The following is a 25527-nucleotide window of genomic DNA, read 5'->3' on the forward strand; positions in this document are numbered from 1 at the left end:
ATTAATAAACAGCATAAAACGTATATATATGAAGCATAACCATGGTGTAAGACAAAACTGTGACATTGGCTAAAACAGCAACATTAACATGACGCACCATTATGGACTTTTGCACCATGATGAAACATAGTGATGCACGAGGTTGGTGCAAGGTTATGGTTTAGAAGATTTGGAAACTTTCTCATCTTCATAAAATCAATTAGTTAGCGATCTGGCATGAATATCGCTTTATTGCTGATAATTATGAAAAGATTCGTTTTCCAGGTGCATCATCTGGCGAATAGCAAGATTATTTAAGGGACAACCCTTTACCCTACCGGAGGCTTGAGAATGTCAGTTGAATCAGTTTTAAAACAACTTGTAGAGTTAGAAGTTAAGTTTGTAGACTTACGCTTTACCGACACTAAAGGTAAAGAGCAGCACGTTTCTATTCCTTCTCATCAAGTAAATGAAGATTTCTTTGAAGACGGTAAAATGTTTGATGGCTCTTCAATTACAGGTTGGAAAGGCATTAATGAATCTGACATGGTGCTAATGCCAGATCCAACCACTTTCGTATTAGACCCTTTCACAGAAGAAACAACAGCGCTTATTCGTTGTGATATTTTAGAACCTGGTACTATGACAGGTTATGATCGTGACCCACGTTCAATTGCTAAAAAAGCTGAAGCTTACCTAATTTCTACTGGTATTGCTGACACAGTATTGATTGGTCCAGAGCCAGAGTTCTTCTTATTTGACGATGTCCGTTTTGGTACCGACATGTCAGGTTGTTTTGTTAAGATTGACGCAAAAGAAGCATCATGGAACTCAGCTAAGAGCTATGAAGAAGGTAACACGGGTCACCGTCCAATGGTGAAAGGTGGTTATTTCCCAGTTGCACCAGTTGATTCGTCACAAGATTTACGTTCGGCAATGTGTTTAGTACTTGAAGAAATGGGTCAAGTAGTTGAAGCGCATCACCACGAAGTAGCAACAGCGGGTCAAAACGAAATCGCAACACGTTTCAACACGTTGACTAAGAAAGCTGATGAAATTCAAATTCTAAAATACGTTGTTCATAACATGGCGCATGCTTATGGTAAGACAGCGACATTTATGCCAAAACCAATCGTTGGTGACAACGGTAGCGGCATGCACGTGCATCAGTCTTTAGCTAAAGACGGCGTAAACTTATTCGCAGGTGATAAGTATGCTGGTTTGAGTGATTTAGCGCTTTATTACATTGGCGGCATTATTAAGCATGCTCGTGCATTGAATGCGTTCACTAACCCAAGCACTAACTCTTACAAGCGTTTAGTGCCACATTTTGAAGCGCCTGTAATGCTTGCATATTCTGCACGTAACCGCAGTGCTTCAATTCGTATTCCAGTGGTACCAAGCCCTAAAGGCCGTCGTATCGAAGCGCGTTTCCCTGATCCACATGCAAACCCATACTTAGGTTTCTCAGCATTACTTATGGCTGGTCTTGATGGTATTCAAAACAAGATCCACCCAGGTGAAGCAATGGATAAAGATTTATATGACTTACCTCCTGAAGAAGCTGCTGAAATTCCACAGGTTGCAACGTCATTAGAAAACGCACTTGAACATTTACAAGCTGACCATGAGTTCTTGACTAAAGGCGGCGTATTCAGCGAAGACTTTATCCAGTCTTATATCCAACTTAAAACGGCTGAAGCAGAACGTGTTGCACGTACTACTCACCCACTTGAGTTTGAGATGTACTACAGCTTGTAATTCTTGAATACAATTGCTTAAACAAGCAAACCAATAAAAAACCCGATAATTGATTATCGGGTTTTTTTTTGCTCAAAAGAGGTGAGAATGATAGTTTTCAGCAAATGTCAGAAGAGGTGATAAACAGCCGTGAAGAGTTATCTCAACGAGTCAGAGATCGCACTGCAGATTTAGTTATTGCCAAAACTAAAGCGTTACATTTAGCCAATCATGATGTGGTGACTGGACTCGCTAATCGGTTGTCGAACAGGCAGGCAACTGAGCGTTTACGGGATAAAAAACAGCCGTTCTCAATCCTTTTTATCGATCTCGATGGATTCAAAGTCATTAATGATACTTACGGGCACGGCATTGGCGATGCTTTGCTAGTCAAAATTGGTTAACAGGTAAGTAAGCATTTGTTTCCGAGTGAAATTCTTGCGCGTTATGGTGGTGACGAGTTTGTATTACTTTTACCGAATGATATCGACAGTGACGCTGTTATGGCCACTGCCAACAGTGTTCTTAAACTGATCAAACAACCTTTTCAAATAGGCTCACATTCTTTAATCATTAGTGCATGTATTGGCGCTGCCATTTATAATGGTGTTGATAGCGATACAGATAGCTTAATCCATCGTGCTGATGTTGCGATGTATCAGGCTAAACATGCCGGCAAAAGTCAGGTGATACTGGCTGATTAATATTTTAGAATAGAGATTAATGTTATTTTTTATTTGGCTGCAGGATGTCTAAATTGATACATACATGCTCATTTAATCATGGTTGTTTTTCGTGGCGTAAGCCGCAAGGGTTTAGCTTAATAGAACTTGTGGTAGTGATTATTATTTTAGGCATTCTTGCTGTCGTGGTTGCTCCGAAATTTATCGATTTAAAAAGTAATGCTTACGCGAGCAGTATGCAGGGTGTTGCAGCAGCAATTAACAGCGGTAAAACTTTGGTCTATTCAGCTTGCGTGATAAGCGCCAGTTGCGATGAAACGGCCCCTGGAGCCAGTAATGGTTTGGGCAATAGTATTACAGTACAAGGCCAATCAGTGACTCTAGCTTACGGATATCCGCGTCATACCTCAGCAGGTATCATCAGGATGATTAACATTGCCGACAACGGTAGCGGTGGTGAATTTAACATCACAACATACGATGTTAATAATCGAAGCGGGTTACGTATTCGTCCTAATGCGGATTATGCTGCGAATAAATGTGAAATTAGATACTCTCAGCCACAAGTTGCAGGAGAGTCACCTTTAGTTGTCGTCGATATTGACGAGTGTTAAGTGCTCTTGTTATTCGCGAGTATCACCTCAAATTACCCTCTTTAGACAAATGCCATGTTAACTTTATGGCATTTATTGTTTTGTGGCTCCCATTTGCTTGAAATATTTGTGATTAACGTAAATTTGTAGAGGATTTCACTCAGGAATATGATATTTATACCGTTAATCACTCACTAAAAAGCGATTTGTTCAATGGATAAGAAAGACCTCAAGCTATTAGAAATTTTACAACGTCAGGGCCGGATGGCTGTTTCTGAATTAGCCGATAAGGTTAATATGTCGGATACGCCTTGTTTACGACGAGTCAAAAAGCTTGAACAAGATAAAGTGATTTTAGGCTATGGTGCCCAAGTTGACCCTTTTAAAGTGGGTCTTAATGTTGTGGTTTATACATCGATACGCTTAACGGAACATACTGATCAATCGACAGCGTTATTTGAGTCAACCATGGCACAATTACCTCAAGTGATGGAATGCGCCGTGGTAACTGGATCTTATGATTATATGCTCAAAATAGTCGCCAAAGATTTGGTTTCTTATGAGCAATTTATCAAAAAATCGCTCGGCAACCTCAAGTTTGTCGCCAGCATTGAAACTACAGTAGTTTTGAAGCAAATATTTAGCCGTACGGCATTGCCAGTGGACCAGTCACCGATCGAATAAGCACAAATACGCAAATAGGCACATATAAATACCCAAAAGCAGCACCTAGGCCGTCATAGACTATGACAGCATAGGTTACCGCTAAGGGCGTTAAGTTGATAGGTTAGGTAAGGTTTAACCTTGTTCCATTGAGGCAATAAACTTGTTCGATTCGGCAATCGATTTGTTCATTTCTTTAATCAGGCTAGAGATATCAGTCTGTAAATTGGCAAACTCACCTTTAATTGCACCAATAGCCTGCGCATTTAGGTTATGTTTTAAATACAGCATATTATCTTTCATCGCAGTTAGAATGGGTGGCATTTTTGCTTCTGCACGACGCATGCTTCTCACTAGCGTTTTATATGAACGCTTGGTTTCATTGAGCTTGCTGGTGCTGTTACGACGTAAACTGGCTTTACTGATTTCTTCGATTTCAGTTTGCCATTCGTCAAATAATGCATCCGCGACATCTTCGACTTTCTCGATGCGATGACTCACTTCATCTGCTGCAGATTGAGCTGACTCATATTCATCTTTCGCTTTATTATAAGCATCTTCTAAATCGCCACCATCAAATGCCAAAAGCGCCTGCATTTCTTCCAATGCAGAGCTAAATTGCTCTTGTGCTTCTTCCTGCGACTCTTTAGCCTCTTGAACTCTATCGACCATAATGTCGCGTTTGTGGTAGCCGACTTTTTCCATTGCACCGTAATAGGCGCTTTGACAACCGCTCAACAGTAAACTGCTACTTAATAGTGCCAGTGATATCCATTTTTTCATCAATGTGTCTCTTTTATTGTGTGAGGCGAAAAGTGTCCTCGTTGAGGTTAACTACCTTATGAGTTAACTGCCTGATTTAAATTTTGCTGCGTCGATGATGCTCCATAAATGGAATAAACCACCGATAATGGCTGGGATGACCAACACAAAAAAGAAATAGCAAACAGCAGTAATGCAGAAGAATAACAAAGCCGCTAATATGCGCCCTTGTAAAAGCTGACCTAGGCCTGGGAAAAATAAGCTCGCGACAGCTGCGAGTATATTACCCGCCGAACCTTGTTGTGACATCAATTTGCTCCATTATTCGATGACTAATATGTTATAACATTGTACGAAGTTAGTGACTTAATACAAATGTTATCTCCACTAACGTGGTATGAAATAAGGATTATTATGCCCAAAAAGTTTGATTACAGCCCTATTGCGGCTTTTTTTAGTGGGATTTGGCAGTTTCTACTCCATCTCAAACAACGGCTTGCTGAAGACCAAATTAATATACGAGCAGGTCATTTGGCCTATGTGACCTTGTTGTCATTGGTGCCTATGTTGGCTGTCACCATGTCGATGTTATCGGCCTTTCCGGTGTTTAAAGGTATTCGCGGCAATATTGAAGGCTTTATATATAATAATTTTATACCTGCAGCGGGTGATACGGTGCAAGTGCATATCAACGAGTTTGTCGCTAATGCATCTAAAGGCACCTTTGTCGGTATTGTTGCGTTAGTGTTTGTTGCCATTATGCTGATTTCAGCTATCGATAAAGCATTGAATAACATTTGGCGAATTACCGAAAAGCGCTCTTACGTGGTGTCATTTTCGATGTACTGGATGGTGTTAACTCTAGGTCCTGTACTCATTGGTGCAAGTCTAGTGGCCACCTCTTATGTTGTTTCATTAGAGGTGGTAACAGGCAGTGAGTTGTCTGGATTAGTCCCGTGGATTGTTGAGCGTCTACCATTGCTGTTTTCTGTGGCATCTATATTACTGTTGTATATGGTCGTGCCTAACAAGAAAATCCATTTTTTACATGCTCTATTGGGAGCGATTGTAGCAGCGGTATTATTTGAAGCAGGCAAAAAGGGTTTTGCGTTTTATGTGACCCAATTTCCGAGTTATGAAGCCATTTATGGTGCACTGGCAGTAGTGCCGATTTTATTTGTATGGGTATATTTATCGTGGATGATTGTATTACTCGGTGCAGAAATTACTGCCGCACTGCCAGAGTATCTGGAAAGTTTAGCGGTCATCGCGGATGATCTTAAAGCTGAAATTTTTACAGAGACTGAGACTAAAAGCCAGAATCTCAATAATGTGCACGATCCTCTAGTGATCGATAAATCCATTTCGTCGTCTGATAAATCTTAAGTGGCATTGGTGTTCTACGCCAATGTATTCAGTAACAACTAGTCTGTATGGGCCACAGGTAGCAAGTTATGTTGCTACCTGTGGTCTCTCAGTTGGGTTTGTTTTATTTTCTTCAATAAGCATCACCAAATAGCATAGTTTAAGGCAGTTATGATTGCATTAATTCAACGAGTTAAACGCGCGTCAGTGGCGGTCGACAATACAATAGTCGGCAAAATTGACCAAGGCTTGTTAGTATTACTAGGCATAGAGCGCGAAGATAATATTGATAAAATGGTTAAGTTAGCTACAAAAGTCATTAATTATCGGGTGTTTAGTGATGAAAACGGAAAAATGAATCTTAATCTGGCTCAAGTCGGTGGACAATTATTGGTGGTGTCACAATTTACCTTAGCAGCAGATACCGGCAAAGGCTTAAGACCCAGTTTTTCGAGCGCAGCTACTCCTGAACAAGCCGATCGCCTTTATCTGGCTTTTGTCGAATATTGTCGCCAACAAGGGGTTATGACACAGACAGGACAATTTGGTGCAGATATGCAGGTCGAGTTGGTCAATGATGGCCCAGTGACCTTTAATCTGCAGGTATAAGGCCTTAATTTATTACCATTCTATTATTGTCAGTAGAGGTTAACCAGTCATCATCGGAGGGATGCCGTTATGTTTGATATTTCATTCACAGAAGCGCAATCAGATGTCAAGGTCAATGCTTTACTGCAGACCTTGTGTGAAACTTGGCATAGTACGATTCCTGTTAGTCAATTTATGGCCATTAAACCAGCGTTGTTTAATGGAGATAGCCTACAAGTCACTGCACCTTTAGAGCCCAACGTTAACTTACATCACACCATGTTTGCTGGCAGTATTTATACCTTAATGACATTAACAGGCTGGGGAATGGTGTGGTTACAGCAGCAATTGTCACAAGCCCATGGTGATATTGTATTAGCTGATGCAAAAGTCAGGTATTTAAAACCGGTGACTAAACAGCCCTATGCCAAAGTTATTTGGCCCTATACTGATTTGAACCCATTAAACCGAGGCCGGCGAGTCAAAATCACCTTAGAAGTGGCGTTATATTGTGATGACATTATGTGTGCTACGTTTACCGGCCAATTTGTGTCTTTACCGCCAAAAAATGGTCGCGTTGATTAACATATTCGCGTTGAACAAGTGAATATATTTCGATTTTATCGAATATAATTGCATAATTATTGCGCTATTATTCTTTTTTATAGGTCAATATACTAGCTGCATTGGTCAGGCACATAGCATATGACCCAACAAACATATGGGTGAGACTTAACAATGGCAAAAGTATTAATTTTAAAATCAAGCATTCTAGGCAGTTATTCACAGTCTTCAGCATTAGTTGATTATTTAAATCAGCAATGGAGCAGTAAAGATGCACAAATTACAGTGCGTGATTTAGGTGAAAATACCTTGCCAATGTTAGATGGTGAGCTAGCTTCTGGTTTACGTGGCGGCGATAATCTTTCCGAACGCCAATTATCTGCAGTGGCACTATCGAATGAATTAGTCGCTGAAATTAACGATCATGACACCATTGTTATCGCAGCGCCGATGTACAACTTTGGCATACCGACAACGTTAAAAAATTGGATCGATTTTATTGCTCGTGCCGGTGTAACGTTTACTTACACCGATACAGGACCCGTTGGATTAATCAAAGGTAAGCGTGCCATTATTGTGACGACTCGTGGTGGAGCGCATAAAGGCGGGTCTACAGATCATGTTGTACCTTACTTAACAACTGTGTTGGGCTTCATTGGAATTAACAACGTCGAAACCATTTATGCTGAATCATTAAATATGGGCCCAGATGCAGCCGAAGCAGGTATTAGCCAAGCTAAGCTTGATATTGATGCAATAGCACTCTAATCATTTTATCGATGTTTAGATAACGCCACGAATTCGCATACTTAACGCTTAATGAGCCTTTGACATTTAAAGGTTCATTAAGCGTTTTTTTATTTTGTGTTTTGTTGTTATTTTATTAATCCAAAAAAGTATTTACTGCGTATAATTAGTACAACCAGTATCTAGATTGATGCCAATTTTACTTTTCAAAAATGTAGTTTCATTAACAAAAGCCTACGGGTTTATCGTTGAAAAGCCGTCATGCTGTCATTTATTTTTTATGAAACTCAGAAAAATTGTCATCGCGTCAGTATTAATCTTGCTCGCTTTGAGTCTTATGCCTATATTGATGCTGATCAATCAGTGGGCTTCAGAGACAGAGGCTTATGGCATTACCGGAAATGACGGCCAACAGATTCATTTTCGGTGGCAAGACGTTAATCAACAAGTTCACCAGTACCCTGCGTCCGCGGGAACATATACCTACTTATTTTTAGGCTTTTTGTCGTGCTCAGAAATTTGTCCAATACGCATTGAGCAATTAGATCAACTTGAGCAACGAATAGAGCAGGATGCTTCGATAAATAAAGCTGAGGTTCAATTTATGTTTGTGACTATCGATCCTGATAACGACATATTAGCCGTGCGCCAAGCGGTGATCGATGCACGCTCTAAACGTTTTGTCAGTGCGTCATTGTCCGAGTCAGATTTACATCAACTTGAGTTACGCTTATCTGACAATATCAATCGACAACTCGCAACGATAAATCATGTAGGCAATCTATTTTTGTTGGATCCTTACGGAAAAATTGCGCGTATTTACACTGCTAAGCAGCTTTCAACATCCAAAATGCTCATCGACCTAAACCATATTATTTCAACTCAACACTAGGGATATGTATGAATGATAATCAAACAGTAACACTGCTTAAAAAAAATGATTCATATATATATCGATTATTGTTGCTGCAGGCTCCACTGCTAGCAGCGAGTGGTTTTATCGGCGCTAAAATGCTGACATTTAGTATCACCGCCGCGATAGCAGTATTGGTAATATCACAGCTCAGTTATGTTTTGCTAAAAGGTACTGAGTTGTTTGGCATTGTGGCTGCTGTGATTATGATGACAGTATCGGGACTATTAGTTCAAAGCCAAATGGGCATGATTGAAATGCACTTTCATATCTTTGCTACCATGGGGATATTTCTTATTTACCTGCGTTGGCAGCCGTTAGTGGCCGCTTTGTTGACCGTGGCGATACATCACGTCTTAATGACTTATATCCAATTACAAGGTGTTGAACTATTTGATACGCCAGTGATGATTTTTGCTGGCGAGTGTAGCTGGAGTATCATGCTCGTTCATGCGCTGTTTGCCGTAACTGAAACCGGTATTTTAATTCGTATTGCCTTATTTATGCGTGCAGACTCAGTTGCCAATCAACGTATTGCTGGTGCAATTCAACATATTTCACAGCATAAAGATTTATCGATTCGGTTACCTTCAGCCGATACTCAGGCAGAAATGTCCTTTAATTTGATGCTGGAAGAGTTGTCGCAATTGTTTAACGACTATCGCGATATTGCTGTGAAAATGGCAAGTACTTCCGACAATTTAATGAGCCTGAGCGATCAAGCTCAACATGCGGTACAACAGCAAAATAACCAAGCGCGATTGATTGCCGAATCGACTCAACATGTTATTGACAGTTTTCAGCAAATGGCTCATGACAGCCAAATTTCAGCGGATCAAGCAAGAGAGGGGGCAACCTCAAGTCTTGGCGATCGCCAGAACGCATTAAGCATTATGAAAGACATGCAGGCGCTAGAAACTAATATGACTGAAGTAACTGAATCAATGACTGATTTAACCACTGATGTTAGTGCTATTACCACACAGTTGCAGGCCATTCGCAGTATTTCAGATCAAACTAACTTACTTGCGTTGAATGCGGCGATTGAAGCGGCTAGAGCGGGTGAGAGTGGCCGTGGTTTTGCCGTTGTGGCAGATGAAGTTCGCACTTTAGCAAAGCGTACCAGTCAGTCTACCGATGGTATTGAAAAAGTACTGAGTCGTTTAAATGTCAGCATGCTAAAAACCGTTGAGTCGATGGATCAAGGCAAGCAACGTACGACGCAAAATGTAGTCCACACCAGTAGCATTGCTCAAGGACTTGAGCAACGTTCTGCTCAAATAGGTCAAGTGGCTACCTTGAGCCACAATGTGGCAAATGGTACACAACAACAAGCAGATAGATTGACTCAAATAGGTGCGGAGATTTTGGATAACGCCCAAGCCGTTGTACTTTTATCGGCGCAAGTTCAAAAGCTGGCTGGTGGCGCGGTAGAAATGAAACGGATTACTCAAGACTATCAAGCCAAAGCTGCGGCTTACAAGGTGTAAAAACACAGGCGAAAGCATCGCTTTCGCCTGCATTATATGGCTGCAAAGGAGCTATACCCTTATATGATTAACGCCAACGTTTAAAAATCAATGAAGTATTAATGCCACCAAAAGCAAAGTTATTACTCATAATATAGTCGGTGTCGATATGACGAATATCGTCTTTAATGTAATCGAGCGCGGCGCATTCTGGGTCGACATGATTAAGATTGAGTGTTGGTGCAAACCAGCCTTCATTCATCATGTTAATACTAGTCCATGCTTCCAATGAACCACAGGCTCCTAGGGTATGACCGGTATAACTCTTTAATGACGATATTGGCGTTTCTGCGCCAAATACTGCATGAGTCGCGGCAGTTTCAGCTATATCACCGCGATCAGTAGCGGTGCCATGAGCACTGATATAACCGATGTCTTGTGCCGATAGTTGGGCATCTTTTAAGGCTAAACGAATCGCTACTTCCATGGTATTAGCATTGGGTTGAGTGACGTGTTGGCCATCTGAGTTGGTGCCAAAACCAACCAACTCAGCATAAATATTTGCACCACGGGCTTGAGCATGTTCAAGCTCTTCTAATATCAAAGTACAAGCTCCTTCACCGATAACCAAACCATCGCGGCTCTGGTCAAATGGGCGTGGCGTTAGCTCTGGAGTTTCATTTTGGGTGCTGGTGGCATACAAAGTATCAAATACCACCGCCTCAGTAGGACAAAGCTCTTCACCGCCGCCCGCGAGCATAATGGTTTGCATGCCATATTTAATCGCTTCATAAGCATAGCCAATGCCTTGACTGGCAGAGGTACAGGCACTGCTGGTGGTGTGAATACGGCCTTGCAGGCCAAAGAACACCCCAATATTAACCGCGGTAGTGTGGGCCATCATGCGGATATAACTGGTGGCGGTTAACCCCGACATTTCGCCCGTTTTTAACATGTCACCAAAGCCCATAATGGGATCGGTACTGCCTGTAGATGAACCGTAAGCAACGCCAACTTGACCGGAATTAAGGATGGGGTCGTTCAACAAACCTGCATCTTCAAGCGCTAATTCACTGGCTCGTGTCGCCATCATGGATACTCGCCCCATAGAGCGGATCTTTTTACGTGAATAATGGGCAGGTAAAGAAAAATCAGTCACTGGCGCTGCCAGTCGAGTATTTAGACCTGGGTAACGATCCCATTCATCCATACGAATAACGCAGTTGTGTTTGGCTAATAGGCTGGCTTTAATTTGTTGCCAGTCTTGGCCTAATGCGGAAATCCCGCCCATACCGGTAACGACTACACGCTTCATATCATGCCTCCGTTAACGGAGATCACTTGGCGAGTTATGTAGGCGGCATCGTCTGATAATAAAAAGTTAGCTAGCCCGGCTATTTCACTGGGTTTGCCCATGCGTTTCATCGGAACTATTTGGTTGACAATATCAGTTGAAATATCGGTGACCATGTCGGTTTCAATCAACCCTGGTGCGATACAATTGACGGTGATTTTTCGTTTAGCTAACTCAAGCGACAAGGCTTTAGTTGCGCCAATAATTCCCGCTTTTGATGCGCTGTAGTTCACTTGGCCACGATTACCCGCAATGCCTGACACTGAGGCTAGGGTGATAATACGTCCGCCTTTACGTGCTTGCACCATTGGCATCACTGTAGGATGGATAACATTATAAAAACCATCAAGGTTAGTGTGGATCACACTGTCCCATTCATCTTCGGTCATCGCAGGGAAGGCGGTGTCGCGATTAATACCCGCATTAAGAATAACGCCATAATAGGCACCATTTTCGGCAATGTCCGTTTCGATAGCAAGCTTGACCGCTTGGCGGTCGGCAATATCAAATTGCAGTAAACTAACCTGCACACCAAGATCTAATAAGGTTTTTTGTACTTGCGCTGCGGCAGCATGATTGCTGTGAAAGTGCAGCGCAATATCGAAACCATTCTCGGCTAATTTAATTGCGATGGCTTTGCCTATTCCTCGGCTTGAACCGGTAACTAATACTCTATTATTCAAAATGTCTCTCCGTGATTGATTCGAGGAACTCCAATGGGGTGTCAAAAGGTTTGTTGATCATGCTTAGCCGTCAGCTTGGCTTTCATCAATATAGGCTTGGGTGTCTTGTGGTTGGAATACATTGACATTAGCTGCCGCCACTAACGTTTGGTGATGATAAATTTGGCAGTCAAATACCGCTAATCCAGACTCTTCCTGGTACAGCCGAGTCACCTGGGTGCGATAAGACTCACCTAAGGTAAAGGTGTCTATATGCATTTGCAGTTTGCGGGTGCCGAGTAAAAAACCGACTCGGATAGTATCGTCGCACAGTAAGGCTTCAACACCCGCTAATGCAGCAATACTTTGGGCCATATACTCGATGCCAACGTAATTAGGCACGCCATTGAGTTGAGCGTCGAAATAGGCACTATTAGGGCTAATATGGGTTGCGGTGATTAAGCAGTCTGGGCGATGTTCTAAGACATTATCAATCAAGATCATCGGTGATCGATGCGGAATAAAAGTACTTATATCTTGCGCTAACATCGCCGGCGTTGCAGTGACTATTGACATGGAACTAGGCATCCTTTCGACAAAAAATCAGGCTGGCATTACTGCCGCCAAAGGCAAATGAATTGCTCATAATAAAGTTGAGTTGGCTAAGGCCAGTATTGTTGTTGGCACTAACGAGAGCGATATTCGGGTCATTAGTATCTTGCTGCCCATCCCAGATGTGCGGCGGCAAACGCTTATCATGGTTAAGTGGGCTTAATAATAAATAACAAAAGGCAGCTTCAATCGCGCCAGCTGCGCCTAAAGTATGGCCCGTGAGCGGCTTGGTTGAGCTGCAGGCTGGTGATGAATGGCTGAATACTGCAGTGACCGCACGCGATTCCATGGCATCATTTTTGGGAGTAGCGGTACCGTGGAGGTTGAGATAATCGATTTTTTCGGCAGCAATGTTGGCTTCTGCCAGGGCTTGTTGCATAGCGGCAATAGCACCTAATCCTTGCGGGTGTGGCGCTGAAATATGATGAGCATCGGCAGACTCGCCGATCCCCGCCAACATGACGTCACTTTGGCCACGCTCTAAAGTAAATAAAGCAGCCCCTTCACCAATATTAATTCCATCACGATGGCGACTAAACGGATTGCAATGGCCTTTGGATACCGATTCTAATGCGGCAAAGCCATTAACGGTTAACTGACACAAACTGTCTACACCCCCCACAATTACCATATCGCACATATTCGCATTGAGTAACCGCTGAGCACTGGCAAACACTTTTGCACTCGATGAACACGCTGTAGATACGGTATAACAAGGGCCTGACAGTTCAAACAACTGTTTTAAATAATCACTGGGGCTGCCCAGTTCTTGCTGCGAGTAATGGTAACTCGGGGGGAAATGGCCATGTTCAAGCTGATACTTTAATGCCGCTTCGCCTTTGGAAATGCCAGAGGTGCTGGTGCCTAAAACCACTCCGATGCGATGGGAACCAAAACGCTGCTTAGCTTGCTCTATTGCGGGCACAAGTTGCTGGGCGGCAGTGTTTAATAAACGATTATTACGGCAAGCAAATAAACTGAGATGATCGGCAATTTCTATTAACCGTTTGTCATCGACGCAACCGACTAATGTAGGCGCATCGAACAATAAATTATTGCGCCATTGCATAGCACTGATATCACCGCTAATGAGACGCGGCAGCACCTCTTCTGGCAAGTTGCCCAGAGGTGTACACAATCCGATGTGAGTTATTGCTATGCGACTGTTCATGTTTAGTTTGATGGCCTATTTATCTCGGTTTATTGGATTATGCTGGAGCACTTGTTTATCAATCTGTTATTCAATCAGTTAGTTAATTAGTTAGTCAATTAGTTAGTCAATTGGGTTTATTTGCATATGAATATCGGCGGCGTCGATGTCTACATTCACTTGCGCTAACCACGGGTCGATATCGCTATACGTTATCGTGATTAAGGCACCACTGGCATCGATAAGTTGCTTACATAACGGCATATCACATGCCATAGTGACTAATTCACCGCCGGTTAAATGTTGATTAACTTGCTCCGTTGGCCAGTAAATTAACTGCATTATTGCCATTAAATACTCTGCTTTAAATTGCTCACCTAATAACAGACTTTGCTGACTTTGCAGGGTTTGGCCATCGTATACTAACGTGAATAATGCTTGCCCAAGTGGCGCTAATCCCACTAACGTCATCTGTAGTGAATTAAGCTCCAGCTGGGTTAATAACTCATGATTTTCTTGCCCATGGGTAAAGCTGACCATTTGGCTTAAGCTGATATCTTGCTGCGGTGACGTTGTTAACAGCGCAGAGGCTGAGCTTAGGCAATATTGTGCTTCACTGGCGAGTGGGACACAAGTTTGCCGCTCGATTTGTTGGCTGCAAGCACTTAATAGGCTTAGCTGTAATAGCGCCACCACGCGAAGCAATATAATCCCCGCAGAACGTCCCAGCAGATTAAGCAACATTGGGCTTTGGCTCCTGACATAATTCAACAATGGTATTGAGGCGTCGTTCGGACTCTTTTACAAACGGGTTGCTCATGTCCCAAGCGTAGCCTGCTAAAATTGAGCAGATCATTTGTTTAATCTTGTTGTCAGCTTGTTGATAGAAAATGACATCTTGAAAGCGTCCGTCATACCAAGCTTGGACATAGGTTCTAAAGGTGTTAACTCCTTGCATTAATGGCGCAGAGTATTCGCTATCCCAATCAACTGTTTGGCCATTAAGTTGTTTATTCAAACTGGCAACCGCCATTGATGCTGACTGCATGGCAATTGTCACCCCTGATGAAAATACTGGGTCAAGGAACTCGCCAGCATTACCCAGTAAAGCAAACTGATTGGTTGCTAAGGTGGTGACATTAGCCGAATAACCTTTGAGCGTGGCACAAGGCTGAACAATATTGGCATTACTCAGCAACTGCTGTAGCTCAGGCTCTTCATTAATCACCGCTAACAATTGTTGTTCAAGGCTACCGGATAAATGCTCGAGTAAATGTGGCTCAGCCACCACGCCAATTGAGCAACGGTTATTGCTAAAAGGGATTAACCAGTACCAGATATCCTTATGTTGAGGATGAACACTGATTAAGATCTTATTACGATCAAAATGGGGATCGCTAATGTTGTCTTCAATATGGGTGAAAATGGCGCTGCGTGGCGGTAAATTTGATGGTTGTTCTAAATTCAGTAATCGCGGTAATACTCGGCCAAAACCACTAGCATCGAGCACAAATTTAGCATTCACTTGATATTGTGCACCTCGGTCATTCGTTACCGTTAAGCGAGGATTATGAGTCAAATCAATCGCATCAACTTGATGACCAAAACGGATCTCAACCCCTTGGCTGATAGCTGTGTCGGCTAGAAGTTTATCAAAATCCGCCCGTTGAACTTGAAACGTAGTCCCAGGGCCTGGTGTAAATTTATCGGTAAAGTCGAAGGTGGTGTATCGCCCTAGGTGTTGAAATGCTGCGCCATTTTTAAATTGAAATCCAGCCTGATTAACGGCGTCCAGCATGCCTGCTTGTTCGAGAAATTGCATACAACAAGGCAGTAAACTTTCGCCAATCGAAAAACGTGGAAAATGCTGTTTTTCAATAACAACAACCTGATGACCTTGTTGGCGTAAAAGGCTTGCGGCAATGGCGCCAGAAGGGCCTGCACCAATGATGGCAACGTCAACGTCCATGTTGCTGACTGTATGTGAATGACTAGATGGCATTTACAGTTTTCCTAGTAATAAATGAAATAAACGGTGCCAGTAAAAATGAAAAACTGATCCCAAAAAGAAGCGTTAAACCGAAAAAGTGAATAGCATGGGTTTGACTCAGCGCCAGTAAACCAAAAGCTAATAGTGTTGAACAGGCTGACATAAAGATTGCCATCATCACTCCGCGACTGGTGTGCTTGGCCTCGGCAAAAAATAGGCTGTAATCGATACCAATGCCTAACACCAAAATAAGCGCTAAGGCGTGAAACAAGCTAATGCTCGAGCCGACAAGCCCTAAACAAGCTAGCGTGAGCAGTACTGATAAAGCGGGGACAGCGACGATAGCGAATGCCAACTTAATACCGTATTTAATGCTAAACAGTAGGCTGGCTAAAGCAAATACCCACATCAATAGCTGTAATGTTAGTTGGCGATACTTGCCCATTAAATGGGATATATCACCGACCTTATCGATTAACCGAACTTGCCCTAAAGGCCATTCATGCTCAGTCAATCGTTGTTCAAGAGAGGCTAATGAGTGGATGCCACCGAGTAATACTATGGCGCCAAATTGCTGGGTTTGATCGGTTGTTGTGATCGCGCCAAGCCATAACGTCTGTAAATCATCATTAGCTTTGGCTAGCACCATGGTTGGGGTTAACCATTGTGATTCGGCGTGATTAAGTTGTGCCATCATACTGGTGCTTATGCTGTCATCAAGGCCCATTTCACTGATGATTTCGTCTAAATGTTGCCCATAAAGCTGTTGCTGTAACTGATAGTGTTGTTGTTGTTTGGCAATGCTGGGCATAAAGCGGCTGAGACTGATAGCTTGGTCTAACTCAGCATCAGTTATGGCTTTATCCAGTACTGGTGTCAGTTGCTCTAACGTTTGTAATAAAGCTTGTTCATTGGGACCACTGACTAAAATAAATTGGTTATCGGTGCCGCCGCTGAGCAGTTGCCGTAGTTGGTTCTCTTCGGTGGTGATGGCTTCAGGGCTTTGCTGTAGCTGACGAATATCATCGTTAGAATCCGTTTGTGACAAACCGAAAAACAATATTGTTGCCAAACCAATGAGCAAAGCCGCTATAGCTATTTTTTGCCACAATTTATTCGGTGTGAAAATACGTTGTAATAGCCCCAAATAACCTTGGGCAAGGGTTAATCCTGGCGTCGGTTTAAGCGCATGGTTACCCAGTAATGGAAACACCAATAATAACGTTAGGTATGCACCAATTAACCCAGCAGCACAAAAGACGGCCACTTGTTGCATTCCCGGAAATGGGGTAAAGCCAATGGCGATAAAGGCACTGGCACTGGTAGCAAGTGCGAGAGTGAGCGCCGGAAAAATCTGCTTTAAAGTGTCACTGGCGTTGTTATTAGGGTGAGCTTGTTTTTCACAATAAAAGTGAAAGCTGTAATCAATGGCGACGCCAATTAAGCTGGTGCCAAACACTAATGTGAGTAAGTGCAACTCACCGAAAATACTTAAGGTGGCGACAAACGCAAACACCACCCCAGTGGTTAACGTCAGTAGTGCGGCAAATAACGGCATAATCGACCGAAAGGCCAACCAGACTAATAAGATGATCCCCAACATGGAAATTAAGCCAATTCGACTGATTTCTTGTTTGGCTGATTCGGTGGCGGCAATCGCATGAAAAAGCGCACCAGCTTTAAGGAAACTGACATCGGGGACATGCAGAGTCACTTGGCTAAATGCAGCATCTAATGCTTGAATTTGCTGTTGCTGAGCGGTCGGGCTAAAAGCACTGTCGCGCCCTTTGGCCATGACAATCGCAGCCACACCATTGGTAGTATCGGTGAGTAAAATGTCTTGTTGGCTACGCAGCGCACTATTAGGTGATAACGCCAGTAAGTTGGCTGGAAACATCAGTAACGGATCATTGCTGAGCAGCTGGCTGTTGGCAAAACCAAATGCGCTATAAAGTTGATTTTGGGCCGCGTTAAGCAGTTGGCGCCAATTATCTGTTTCAATCGCTTTAGCTTGCTCGGCGGTGAGTAGGGTAAAGCGATGTTCGAAATACACTTTAGCTAAGTCTTGCAGATGATCATCCGCGCCGCTACGAATGTGAATAAAGGGCTGTTGTGGCTGTTTATCTAGTGCATCCATCAGTTGCTGTGCGGCACTGATAGCTTGGTTGTCGTCATCGGCTTTTATTGCAATATACACTTGGTTAGCGAGTTGCTGTTCAACTCTGTTTAATGCTGTTTCAGTGAGTTTGTCTTGTTGTAAATGCGGCAACATCGCCAAAATATCAGTTTGAATATGCGCGCCCTGTTGCCATTGTATTAAGCCAGTGACTAACATTGTCAGTAGCAATAATACCCATAAGACAAAACGCCCAATAGGAGATAACAACGCGGTTAGCGATATTGGCTGCATTATTTAGCGGACTCATTGCCAAGACTAAAAAGTGCCAGCTCAGTTTCACTCAGCGGCCCTTGTTGGGTCAGGGTAAATTGAATTTGAGTATAGTCGCTAATATCCGCTTGGTTACTGGTCATGATTAATGAACGTATAAGGGTATCGCCGCTGAGGGTAATGTTACCCATAGACGATTGCACTTGTGGGTCTTTAGCTTGTAAGCCCAGTTGCCATGACCTATTTTCAGGCTTAGTTGCAGGCTGAATTACGGGCTGAATTACTGATTGAGCAGCAGGCATAAATAAGTTGAAATCGGCACTTAAGGCATCAATATCGCCCGCCATAATGGCTTGTAATAAACGCGGTAATTGCTGTGCAATCGGGTTGCCATTAGCCCCAGCACTAAAGTGTTGAATTTTGCCTTGGCTGTTTTGTTGGATCAACTGCTGATCTTTAAGCACCATCAAGGTTTTGAAAGGACGTTGCTGCTGCCATACCAATCCTTGCGTTGGACTAAATATAAACTGTCCTTGGCTGAGTAAGGGCTTTATAAGCACCTGTAAATGGCGTAGTTGAACAAACTGCCCACGAATATCAAGTTGTAGATTCAGTTGCTGCGCTAGCGCACTGAGGGCTTCAGTGCTGGCTGGTTGAGTATACAGAGTCTGAATATCTGCTAATTGATCTTTGGTCAGAGCTTGAGGCTTTGGCTGTGTCAGCTCTGGAGTAAGTGTTTGATTATTGCTTGCTGGTGGACGTTCGTTAGCTGAGGTGGCCGCAATACACAGGCAACACAACATAATGATGCTGCTTACTCGCGCCAATACACTAATAAATATGCCAGTAAATAGGCTCAAAAATACTCTGCTGCGGGCACTCATTACACTTGGCTCGCATCGAGTAATGGGCGAATTTTTTGCTGAAACACTTCTGGAGTAACAAAGCATAATTCTTGGGTAGCAATCTCAACTGCGGCTTGGATGGTATAGCCCTTGGTGATGCGCGAGTTGGTGTCGGCATCAACAATTTGATAGTTAATACGTAAGCGGTTTTCCCATTCAACAATGGTGGCGATAACCTTGATTTTTTGGTCAAAGGTGCTGCTTTTAACGTACTTAATTTGCACATCGACAATGGGCCATGCATAACCGGACTCTTGCATAGTGCGATAGTTATAACCGAGTTTATCCAGTAATTGACAACGCACAACCTCAAAATAGCGTAAGTAATTACCGTGCCAAGTAATGCCCATCGAGTCGACATCGTGAAACGGGATCACCATTTCCATTTCTGTGAGTAATAAACCTTTCATTTAACACACCTCCCATAGACCCAGTTGAATTTTGTCTACTGTTTGGCGTAGTACTGCTTCTAATGGACGGTCTTCGGTAAGCAGTTCAAAATCTTCACTGACTTGAGCCAGTGTGGTGGCAAGTGAAGGTGTTAGCGAATTAGGGTCTAATTCTTTCTGTATCACCCGCAGCTGAATACCTTGGCTCATGGCCAGTAATGCGGCGGCAGCGACTTGTTCAGTCAGTTGTAATATTCGCATGCAGTCGCGAGCGGCAATAGTGCCCATGCTCACTTTGTCTTGATTGTGGCATTCAGTTGAGCGTGAAAACACACTGGCAGGCATGGTATTTTTTAATGCTTCAGCAGTCCAAGCTGAAACACCGATTTGTACCGCTTTAAAACCATGGTTAATGGCGCGACGTTGGCCTTCTGCAGCAGATAAATTAGCCGGTAAGCCATTGTTGAATTTAGGGTCCATAACTAAAGCCATTTGACGATCAATTAAATCGGCGATATTGGCCACTGCATTTTTCATAGCATCCATGGCAAAGGCAATGTGGCCGCCATAAAAGTGACCGCCATGGAGGATATGTTCACCCTCGGCATCGACAATTGGGTTGTCGTTAGCGCTATTGAGTTCGGTTTCAATAAACTGACGCATAAAGGGCAAAGCATCTTGCAGTACGCCAATGATGTGCGGTGCACAGCGTATAGAATAGCGGTCTTGTAAGCGGTCAGAATTACGTGGATGCGCATGATGATTTAAGTCTTCGCGGATCCAACTGGCAATCTGGTTTTGTCCTGGGTGGGGTTTGGCGGCAAACAAAATTTCATCAAAATGATTTGTGTTGCCTTTAAGCGTTAACGATGCCATGGCAGTAATACGGCTTGATAAGCGAGTTAAGTACTGCGATCTGTCATAGGCTAAACAGGCGAGTGCTGTCATCACCGCGGTGCCATTCATTAACGCGAGGCCTTCTTTAGGGCGCAGGGTTAATGGCATCATACCGAATTTCAGATAAACATCTTTGGTCGCTTGGCGTTTACCTTGGTATATCACCTCACGTTCGCCAACAAGTACTGCGGCAAGATAAGATAGCGGGGTTAAATCGCCGCTGGCGCCAACCGAACCTTCTTGAGGAATTACCGGGGTAATATCATTATTGAGTAGCCATTCAATGCGCTGCAGTAGCAGATAACTGACACCTGACTTACCCACCGCCAATGAGTTTAAGCGGCAAGCCATAATCGCGCGGGCTTGCATTGGGCTGAATACATCACCTAAACCACAACCATGAAAACGGGTTAAATGCAGTGGTAATTCATGGACTAAGTCTAAGCTGACATTGACTGTGCAGGAGTCGCCGTAACCTGTGGTGACGCCATATACTACGCCTTCTTCATGCAGCAAACTGTCGATGAAACGGGCACCTTTTTGAATATATTCAACATAGTCTGCAGCATCCGCTAGTTTGACCGTTGCGCCTTTGGCGACTGCGACCACTTGTTCAAGGCTCAGGTAGCTTTGGCCTAAATGCACCGTTTTTTCGGCAGATGATGACGGTGAAGAAGTGTTGCTCATTGAATTAGTTATCCTGACTAGGTGAAGTGGTGCTGTTAGCGGGTGCAGTATTTGTATTTGACGCAGCACTTGTATTAAGTGCACTACCAGTATTAAGTGCACTACCAGTATTAAGTGCACTACCAGTATTAAGTGCACTACCAGTATTAGGTGCACTACTAGTATTAGGTGCTGTACCCGTATTGACAGCACTAGCGGGGCGCGACAGCGGACGATCAATCAATTCGTCTTTATGCCAAAAATCGTAAAAATTAAACCACTGCAATGGTGCCTGTTTGGCAAAGTACTCTAAGCGTTGGCTGTACAATTTCATTGCATCAGTTAAGCGTGCAATGCGCCCTGCTCGCGGGCCTTTTAAACTATCACTTAAGTGTTCGACATGTACTTTATAACGGCCTTGTTGGCGAATGCAAAACATGGTGTAAACCGGACAATTTAACAAGCTAGCAAGAATAAATGGTCCTTGCGGAAACGGCGCTTCATGACCGAGAAATGGGAGGTAAACCACCCGACCTTGGCTGTTTGATGAGGTGCGGTCGGCTGCAATAACCACTATTTCGCCCATATCAATTTTTTGCTGTAACAGCATAGAAGTACTGGGATCAAGTTCATTAACATGAATAAGATTAAGGCTACTTTGTGGGTTTAGCTGTTGTAATACTTTGTTAAAGTTTTCGGCGTGTTGAGTCAATACCATAACGTTGACTTTTACTTTCTGCTGGTGGATTGAAATCGCACGGCATAACTCTAAATTACCTAAATGCGACACAATTAGTACGGCTCCTCGACCGGAAGCCACTTGGTTTGCCAGAATATGACGATCGTTAAAATCGACTTGATTGAGTTTGATACGATCGCACCAAGCATCAATTCTATCTAGAGCAGCATTACCAAAAGCAATAAAGTGATTTAGACTGTCGCGCCAATGGGTGGGTTGATGTAAATCTGGATGATCTGGAACTTGTTGCTGCACTCGGGTAAGAAAATTCATCGACGCGTGACGAGCAGAAGCACCGGTTAGAAAAAAATAACCAATCACCGGATACATAATGGCTCGGCACAACCAGTGGCCGCCTAATCTATAGCATTCTGCCAGTAATTTTATGCCCCAATAACTGCCACGCTCTCCCATTGATGACCAATGCTGATGCGGGCTTTTTTTATTCAGAATTTGTGGCAAACGAGTCAACATAGCAAAAAATAACTTAGTGTGCATCCAGCTAATGCGTACATTGTCTTGCAAGCCTTGAAAGTGGCTAATACCGTCTTCTGGGTAGATGACTTTGGTCGGCACATGAACCACTGGAGTGCCTTGCCAGTGCAGTTTGACCATGATTTCAATATCAAAGTCCATCCTCTCACCCAGAGCTTGTTGGCTTAATAACTGCTCGGTTGCCTCTAATGGATAAACCCGAAAGCCACACATAGAATCTTGAATGTCGAGACTTAAGGTTTCAACCCATACCCAAAAATGGGTGATGTAACGCCCGTATAAACGTCCTTTAGGCACCGAGTCATCATAAATCGGTTGGCCAGATATTAATGCTTGTGGCTGTTGTTCTGCAGTCGATATCATTAACGGGATATCGTCTAAATTATGTTGTCCATCAGCATCAACTTGTAATACATGGCTAAAACCATCGCGGTAAGCTTGGCGTAGGCCGCTGGTTACTGCCGCACCTTTACCACGATTAAAAGGATGGTTAATGAGCGTTACCCAGCTAAATTTTTCTGCCATGGCTTGTAAAATATAACGGGTTTCATCTTGGCTACCATCATCAACCAAATAACAAGGCAGATTGAATTTTGCCAAGTCAGTTAAGGTTTGTTCAATGGCAATATGATGATTGTAATTGGGAATAACCAAGGCTAGTTTCATGAGGCGATCTCATTGACTGTCGGCGCAGTAGTCACTACTGCTGGCTTAAGCACAATACGGCCAGAGGCAAACCGTTTATCTTGATCCCGATAGCTAAAGATCAGTTTTGCTTTTTGAGGCTGATGTTCAATGACCAAATCAACATAGGTGTCGGGCAAAATGAGCTGCTGGAATTTAAGCACTTCTAATGTGGCCACTTGGGCTGAATAACCAAACGCCTCACAGCCAAGTTTGACCGCCCAATCTAATTGGGTGACACCTGGTAATACGGCTTGCTGAGGAAAATGGCCATCGAAAAAGGCTAAATCTGCACTGACAAATAAACGCCATTGATAGAGATTGTTACCGCCTTCATGGCTAACAATATGCGGTAATTCTGACTTAATCATGACTAAATAAAGCGACAATTTCTGCTTGGGTACGCTTGCCTTGGCTGTTGAGTGGCAAGTGTGCCGGGTAACGCCAGCGTCGTGGTAGGGTGATGCGCTCAAACTGGCTCAATAAATGGTTTTTTAAGGCATTATTAACCGCTAATTTCCCTTCCGCTTTGAGTGTTTGCTGGCCTAATTCACTTAAACAGACTGCAGCACCTAACATGGTACGCGGTTGTTCTAAAACCGTGACGGCCGCTTCGCTGACAAAAGGATGAGTTTGCAGTAAATGCTCCACTTGCGCTAACGATAAGCGTTTTTCTTCAATTTTTACAATGCGGTCAAGGCGATGCAATAAACGGAACTGGCCATCATCTAACAGTTCAATTTTGTCATCACATTTTAACCATTGAGTTGGATTGTCTAAATAAACAGACTGCAGCATCAGCGCGCCATCTTGCGGGTCCATATCGACATTCACTTGGGTAAATGCTTGCCATGGTTGCATGGGTTGCTGTTGGCGTCGATATCCAATACCGCCCGTTTCAGTGCTGCCAAATATTTCAATAGGTAATTGATTAAAGCATTGTTTAACTGCCTGGGCTGCATCAAAGTTTAACGGACCACCAGAGCTGAAAATTAAGCTTGGGATACGTTGTTGTTTTTGATTATCTAGTGCATCAGGTAAGCGGGTCAATTGAGCTGGACTACTGATTAAACACAAATTTGGCATGATGGCCAAGTAGTAGCTTAAGGTTTCTGGAAAGTCGATTTGTTCACTTAAGAATGCTCGGCTTGCGGCCAAAGGCCACAAAATTTTAAACAATAAACCATAGATATGCTGATGTGAAACCGTCGATACCACTGAACAATGAGGCAAATGCTCGGCAAATGTTTGCTCAAGAATACTGACTTCTGCATCCAGTTGTTGCAGTGTTTTTTTGATCGCTTTAGGCAGGCCGCTACTGCCCGAGGTGAATAACACTAATTCACCTAATGACTTGGTTTTAGGCCAAGTTGCTGCGGGTAAACTGAGTTCTTTTTTGAGCGCGATATACTCACGCACCTCACATAACGGCGTGTCGGCAATAATGGCATCAAACTCATGGTTGAGCTCACTCAAGGTGCCGCTTTGGGTGTTGGCAGGCAATATCACTTGTTTACCGGCTAACAAGGCTGCGCATAAACCAGCGGCAAATAAGTCACTGTGCTTTGCAGCAAGCAGCCAGCGCTGAGCATCACTTTGAATCAGCTGAGCATGTAAGTGGGCCACTTGCGCGCAAAACAACGATCCCGTCATGATGTCATGATGGTCAAAGCTGATTAACTGCTGCGTGGCAGGTCCTGTTGATAACCAATTGAGTAAAAGCTTATTCATGTTTTTTCAACCAAAAGCGACGATAAATCCATTCACCACTGAGCAGCAACCCCATAAGCAGGTATGCGATCAGTCCGTTGTAAAGCGTCCATATTTCAATGCTTGTTGCTATGGCGGTATAGGCAGCCACAGCACCATTAACAACAAATAACCCACACCAAAGTTTAGTGATGGTTTGTAAGTAAGGTATAGCTGAGTCTGGTAAATCCGGCTCTTTTAAACGTGCCAAGCGCTCAATCATGCTTGGACCATTAATCAGTGAATAACTGAATAATCCCAACATGCTCAGATTTATCATCACCGGATAAAACAGTAACCAGTCGTTACGTTGAGTAATGAAACTGGCCGCGGTTAATCCTATGCCCACCAGTATTGGCAATGTCATGGATTTTACTTGCTGCTTAGTGACCATAAACCGTAGCAATAATAACAAACACAGCAGCAAAGCGATTGTGCCTGGTGGTAAATACTGCAAACCAAAGTACACCGCAATAGGGTAAGCAATAATCACCAAGGTCGTAATAATCTGCAGGATTAACCGCATTAGCTTTTTATTAAGCCTTCTATGGCATCAACGACATCATTGACTGTGCGCACGGTTTTAAATGCTTCTGGCTGAATTTTTTTACCCGTCAGCTGTTGCAATTTAATCACCAAATCTACCGCATCAATGCTGTCTAAATCTAGATCTTCATACAAAGAAGCTTCAAGCGTGATATCTGCTGCCTCTATTTCAAATTCATCAATTAAAATGCCACTTAGCATCTCAAGGATTTGTTCACGATTTTGCATGCTGAC

At 43.3% G+C, this 25527-nt stretch carries 26 protein-coding genes and 1 pseudogene; 10 read left to right on the plus strand and 17 right to left on the minus strand.

What is annotated here, in order from left to right; all coding sequences use genetic code 11:
* Nucleotides 1-330 precede the first annotated feature (330 nt).
* From glnA to HNW13_RS16020, 4 genes and pseudogenes are all read left to right on the plus strand, one after another.
* A complete protein-coding gene (gene glnA / locus HNW13_RS16000; RefSeq protein WP_101084941.1) occupies nt 331-1740 on the plus strand; it encodes a glutamate--ammonia ligase in 1410 nt (469 codons plus the stop codon).
* Between the two features lie 104 nt (nt 1741-1844).
* Nucleotides 1845-2423, plus strand: a pseudogene (locus HNW13_RS23545) (GGDEF domain-containing protein).
* Between the two features lie 44 nt (nt 2424-2467).
* Nucleotides 2468-3016, plus strand: coding sequence for a prepilin-type N-terminal cleavage/methylation domain-containing protein (locus tag HNW13_RS23655; RefSeq protein ID WP_162022113.1), 549 nt, complete (start codon nt 2468-2470; stop codon nt 3014-3016).
* A 192-nt stretch (nt 3017-3208) separates the two neighbouring features.
* Complete coding sequence (locus HNW13_RS16020) at nt 3209-3679, plus strand: Lrp/AsnC family transcriptional regulator (protein ID WP_101084943.1); 471 nt, start codon at nt 3209-3211, stop codon at nt 3677-3679.
* 114 nt (nt 3680-3793) lie between these two features.
* On the opposite strand, the gene HNW13_RS16025 is transcribed toward HNW13_RS16020, so the two are convergent.
* Nucleotides 3794-4441, minus strand: a complete 648-nt coding sequence (locus HNW13_RS16025) for a DUF2959 domain-containing protein (protein ID WP_011635819.1) — start codon at nt 4439-4441, stop codon at nt 3794-3796.
* Between the two features lie 63 nt (nt 4442-4504).
* Nucleotides 4505-4729, minus strand: a complete 225-nt coding sequence (locus tag HNW13_RS16030; protein WP_101084944.1) for a hypothetical protein — start codon at nt 4727-4729, stop codon at nt 4505-4507.
* 105 nt (nt 4730-4834) lie between these two features.
* Between HNW13_RS16030 and HNW13_RS16035 the strand changes: the two genes are divergently transcribed.
* The 6 genes from HNW13_RS16035 (at nt 4835) to HNW13_RS16060 (ending at nt 10087) form a co-directional block, all read left to right on the plus strand.
* Nucleotides 4835-5806, plus strand: a complete 972-nt coding sequence (locus tag HNW13_RS16035; RefSeq protein WP_192114038.1) for a virulence factor BrkB family protein — start codon at nt 4835-4837, stop codon at nt 5804-5806.
* A 150-nt stretch (nt 5807-5956) separates the two neighbouring features.
* A complete protein-coding gene (gene dtd / locus HNW13_RS16040) occupies nt 5957-6394 on the plus strand; it encodes a D-aminoacyl-tRNA deacylase (RefSeq protein ID WP_101084946.1) in 438 nt (145 codons plus the stop codon).
* Nucleotides 6395-6463: 69 nt separating this feature from the next.
* Entirely contained in the window at nt 6464-6958 is a 495-nt protein-coding gene (locus HNW13_RS16045; RefSeq protein ID WP_192114039.1) for a thioesterase domain-containing protein, read from the plus strand.
* A gap of 153 nt (nt 6959-7111) precedes the next feature.
* Nucleotides 7112-7705 carry an FMN-dependent NADH-azoreductase gene (locus tag HNW13_RS16050; protein WP_192114040.1) on the plus strand — a complete coding sequence of 198 codons (594 nt, stop codon included), beginning with the start codon at nt 7112-7114 and terminating at the stop codon, nt 7703-7705.
* Between the two features lie 316 nt (nt 7706-8021).
* Nucleotides 8022-8576, plus strand: coding sequence for an SCO family protein (locus HNW13_RS16055; protein WP_192114041.1), 555 nt, complete (start codon nt 8022-8024; stop codon nt 8574-8576).
* Between the two features lie 8 nt (nt 8577-8584).
* A complete protein-coding gene (locus tag HNW13_RS16060; protein WP_182743299.1) occupies nt 8585-10087 on the plus strand; it encodes a methyl-accepting chemotaxis protein in 1503 nt (500 codons plus the stop codon).
* Nucleotides 10088-10154: 67 nt separating this feature from the next.
* On the opposite strand, the gene HNW13_RS16065 is transcribed toward HNW13_RS16060, so the two are convergent.
* The 15 genes from HNW13_RS16065 to HNW13_RS16135 form a co-directional block, all read right to left on the minus strand.
* Nucleotides 10155-11381, minus strand: a complete 1227-nt coding sequence (locus tag HNW13_RS16065) for a beta-ketoacyl-ACP synthase (RefSeq protein WP_182743297.1) — start codon at nt 11379-11381, stop codon at nt 10155-10157.
* The gene (locus HNW13_RS16070) at nt 11378-12103 is read right to left on the minus strand and encodes a 3-ketoacyl-ACP reductase FabG2 (RefSeq protein ID WP_011635828.1); all 726 of its coding nucleotides are present in this window, start codon (nt 12101-12103) and stop codon (nt 11378-11380) included. The genes HNW13_RS16065 and HNW13_RS16070 overlap by 4 nt, the downstream gene beginning before the upstream one ends.
* Before the next feature lie 63 nt (nt 12104-12166).
* A complete protein-coding gene (locus HNW13_RS16075; RefSeq protein WP_182743295.1) occupies nt 12167-12658 on the minus strand; it encodes a hotdog family protein in 492 nt (163 codons plus the stop codon).
* A gap of 4 nt (nt 12659-12662) precedes the next feature.
* Nucleotides 12663-13865, minus strand: coding sequence for a beta-ketoacyl-[acyl-carrier-protein] synthase family protein (locus HNW13_RS16080; protein ID WP_192114042.1), 1203 nt, complete (start codon nt 13863-13865; stop codon nt 12663-12665).
* Nucleotides 13866-13967: 102 nt separating this feature from the next.
* Nucleotides 13968-14588 (minus strand): DUF3261 domain-containing protein, encoded by a 621-nt coding sequence (locus HNW13_RS16085; RefSeq protein WP_192114043.1) that lies wholly within the window; start codon nt 14586-14588, stop codon nt 13968-13970.
* Nucleotides 14578-15846: an NAD(P)/FAD-dependent oxidoreductase gene (locus HNW13_RS16090; RefSeq protein WP_192114044.1), complete on the minus strand. Its 1269-nt coding sequence runs from the start codon at nt 15844-15846 to the stop codon at nt 14578-14580. The genes HNW13_RS16085 and HNW13_RS16090 overlap by 11 nt, the downstream gene beginning before the upstream one ends.
* Complete coding sequence (locus tag HNW13_RS16095) at nt 15836-18244, minus strand: transporter permease (protein ID WP_192114045.1); 2409 nt, start codon at nt 18242-18244, stop codon at nt 15836-15838. The genes HNW13_RS16090 and HNW13_RS16095 overlap by 11 nt, the downstream gene beginning before the upstream one ends.
* Nucleotides 18244-19107, minus strand: coding sequence for an outer membrane lipoprotein carrier protein LolA (locus HNW13_RS16100; RefSeq protein ID WP_192114046.1), 864 nt, complete (start codon nt 19105-19107; stop codon nt 18244-18246). The genes HNW13_RS16095 and HNW13_RS16100 overlap by 1 nt, the downstream gene beginning before the upstream one ends.
* Nucleotides 19107-19538, minus strand: a complete 432-nt coding sequence (locus tag HNW13_RS16105; RefSeq protein ID WP_101084958.1) for an acyl-CoA thioesterase — start codon at nt 19536-19538, stop codon at nt 19107-19109. Before HNW13_RS16105 ends, HNW13_RS16100 begins: the two co-directional genes overlap by 1 nt.
* On the minus strand, nt 19539-21101 hold the full coding sequence (locus tag HNW13_RS16110) for an aromatic amino acid ammonia-lyase (RefSeq protein WP_192114047.1): 1563 nt from the start codon (nt 21099-21101) through the stop codon (nt 19539-19541).
* 4 nt (nt 21102-21105) lie between these two features.
* Nucleotides 21106-22980 (minus strand): glycosyltransferase family 2 protein, encoded by a 1875-nt coding sequence (locus HNW13_RS16115; RefSeq protein WP_192114048.1) that lies wholly within the window; start codon nt 22978-22980, stop codon nt 21106-21108.
* Nucleotides 22977-23369 (minus strand): thioester dehydrase, encoded by a 393-nt coding sequence (locus HNW13_RS16120; RefSeq protein ID WP_162022126.1) that lies wholly within the window; start codon nt 23367-23369, stop codon nt 22977-22979. The genes HNW13_RS16115 and HNW13_RS16120 overlap by 4 nt, the downstream gene beginning before the upstream one ends.
* The gene (locus tag HNW13_RS16125; RefSeq protein WP_192114049.1) at nt 23362-24729 is read right to left on the minus strand and encodes an AMP-binding protein; all 1368 of its coding nucleotides are present in this window, start codon (nt 24727-24729) and stop codon (nt 23362-23364) included. Before HNW13_RS16125 ends, HNW13_RS16120 begins: the two co-directional genes overlap by 8 nt.
* A complete protein-coding gene (locus HNW13_RS16130) occupies nt 24722-25273 on the minus strand; it encodes a hypothetical protein (protein WP_192114050.1) in 552 nt (183 codons plus the stop codon). The genes HNW13_RS16125 and HNW13_RS16130 overlap by 8 nt, the downstream gene beginning before the upstream one ends.
* The gene (locus tag HNW13_RS16135) at nt 25273-25521 is read right to left on the minus strand and encodes an acyl carrier protein (RefSeq protein ID WP_101084964.1); all 249 of its coding nucleotides are present in this window, start codon (nt 25519-25521) and stop codon (nt 25273-25275) included. The genes HNW13_RS16130 and HNW13_RS16135 overlap by 1 nt, the downstream gene beginning before the upstream one ends.
* Nucleotides 25522-25527 lie beyond the last annotated feature (6 nt).

The sequence above is a fragment of the Shewanella sp. BF02_Schw genome, assembly GCF_014596695.2.
Lineage (GTDB): Bacteria > Pseudomonadota > Gammaproteobacteria > Enterobacterales > Shewanellaceae > Shewanella.

Coding starts and splice junctions, on each gene's coding strand:
- glnA (WP_101084941.1), top strand. CDS start 331: ATGTCAGTTGAATCAGTTTTAAAACAACTTGTAGAGTTAGAAGTTAAG.
- HNW13_RS23655 (WP_162022113.1), top strand. CDS start 2,468: ATGTCTAAATTGATACATACATGCTCATTTAATCATGGTTGTTTTTCG.
- HNW13_RS16020 (WP_101084943.1), top strand. CDS start 3,209: ATGGATAAGAAAGACCTCAAGCTATTAGAAATTTTACAACGTCAGGGC.
- HNW13_RS16025 (WP_011635819.1), bottom strand. CDS start 4,441: ATGAAAAAATGGATATCACTGGCACTATTAAGTAGCAGTTTACTGTTG.
- HNW13_RS16030 (WP_101084944.1), bottom strand. CDS start 4,729: ATGTCACAACAAGGTTCGGCGGGTAATATACTCGCAGCTGTCGCGAGC.
- HNW13_RS16035 (WP_192114038.1), top strand. CDS start 4,835: ATGCCCAAAAAGTTTGATTACAGCCCTATTGCGGCTTTTTTTAGTGGG.
- dtd (WP_101084946.1), top strand. CDS start 5,957: ATGATTGCATTAATTCAACGAGTTAAACGCGCGTCAGTGGCGGTCGAC.
- HNW13_RS16045 (WP_192114039.1), top strand. CDS start 6,464: ATGTTTGATATTTCATTCACAGAAGCGCAATCAGATGTCAAGGTCAAT.
- HNW13_RS16050 (WP_192114040.1), top strand. CDS start 7,112: ATGGCAAAAGTATTAATTTTAAAATCAAGCATTCTAGGCAGTTATTCA.
- HNW13_RS16055 (WP_192114041.1), top strand. CDS start 8,022: ATGCCTATATTGATGCTGATCAATCAGTGGGCTTCAGAGACAGAGGCT.
- HNW13_RS16060 (WP_182743299.1), top strand. CDS start 8,585: ATGAATGATAATCAAACAGTAACACTGCTTAAAAAAAATGATTCATAT.
- HNW13_RS16065 (WP_182743297.1), bottom strand. CDS start 11,381: ATGAAGCGTGTAGTCGTTACCGGTATGGGCGGGATTTCCGCATTAGGC.
- HNW13_RS16075 (WP_182743295.1), bottom strand. CDS start 12,658: ATGTCAATAGTCACTGCAACGCCGGCGATGTTAGCGCAAGATATAAGT.
- HNW13_RS16080 (WP_192114042.1), bottom strand. CDS start 13,865: ATGAACAGTCGCATAGCAATAACTCACATCGGATTGTGTACACCTCTG.
- HNW13_RS16085 (WP_192114043.1), bottom strand. CDS start 14,588: ATGTTGCTTAATCTGCTGGGACGTTCTGCGGGGATTATATTGCTTCGC.
- HNW13_RS16090 (WP_192114044.1), bottom strand. CDS start 15,846: ATGCCATCTAGTCATTCACATACAGTCAGCAACATGGACGTTGACGTT.
- HNW13_RS16095 (WP_192114045.1), bottom strand. CDS start 18,244: ATGCAGCCAATATCGCTAACCGCGTTGTTATCTCCTATTGGGCGTTTT.
- HNW13_RS16100 (WP_192114046.1), bottom strand. CDS start 19,107: ATGAGTGCCCGCAGCAGAGTATTTTTGAGCCTATTTACTGGCATATTT.
- HNW13_RS16105 (WP_101084958.1), bottom strand. CDS start 19,538: ATGAAAGGTTTATTACTCACAGAAATGGAAATGGTGATCCCGTTTCAC.
- HNW13_RS16110 (WP_192114047.1), bottom strand. CDS start 21,101: ATGAGCAACACTTCTTCACCGTCATCATCTGCCGAAAAAACGGTGCAT.
- HNW13_RS16115 (WP_192114048.1), bottom strand. CDS start 22,980: ATGAAACTAGCCTTGGTTATTCCCAATTACAATCATCATATTGCCATT.
- HNW13_RS16120 (WP_162022126.1), bottom strand. CDS start 23,369: ATGATTAAGTCAGAATTACCGCATATTGTTAGCCATGAAGGCGGTAAC.
- HNW13_RS16125 (WP_192114049.1), bottom strand. CDS start 24,729: ATGAATAAGCTTTTACTCAATTGGTTATCAACAGGACCTGCCACGCAG.
- HNW13_RS16130 (WP_192114050.1), bottom strand. CDS start 25,273: ATGCGGTTAATCCTGCAGATTATTACGACCTTGGTGATTATTGCTTAC.
- HNW13_RS16135 (WP_101084964.1), bottom strand. CDS start 25,521: ATGCAAAATCGTGAACAAATCCTTGAGATGCTAAGTGGCATTTTAATT.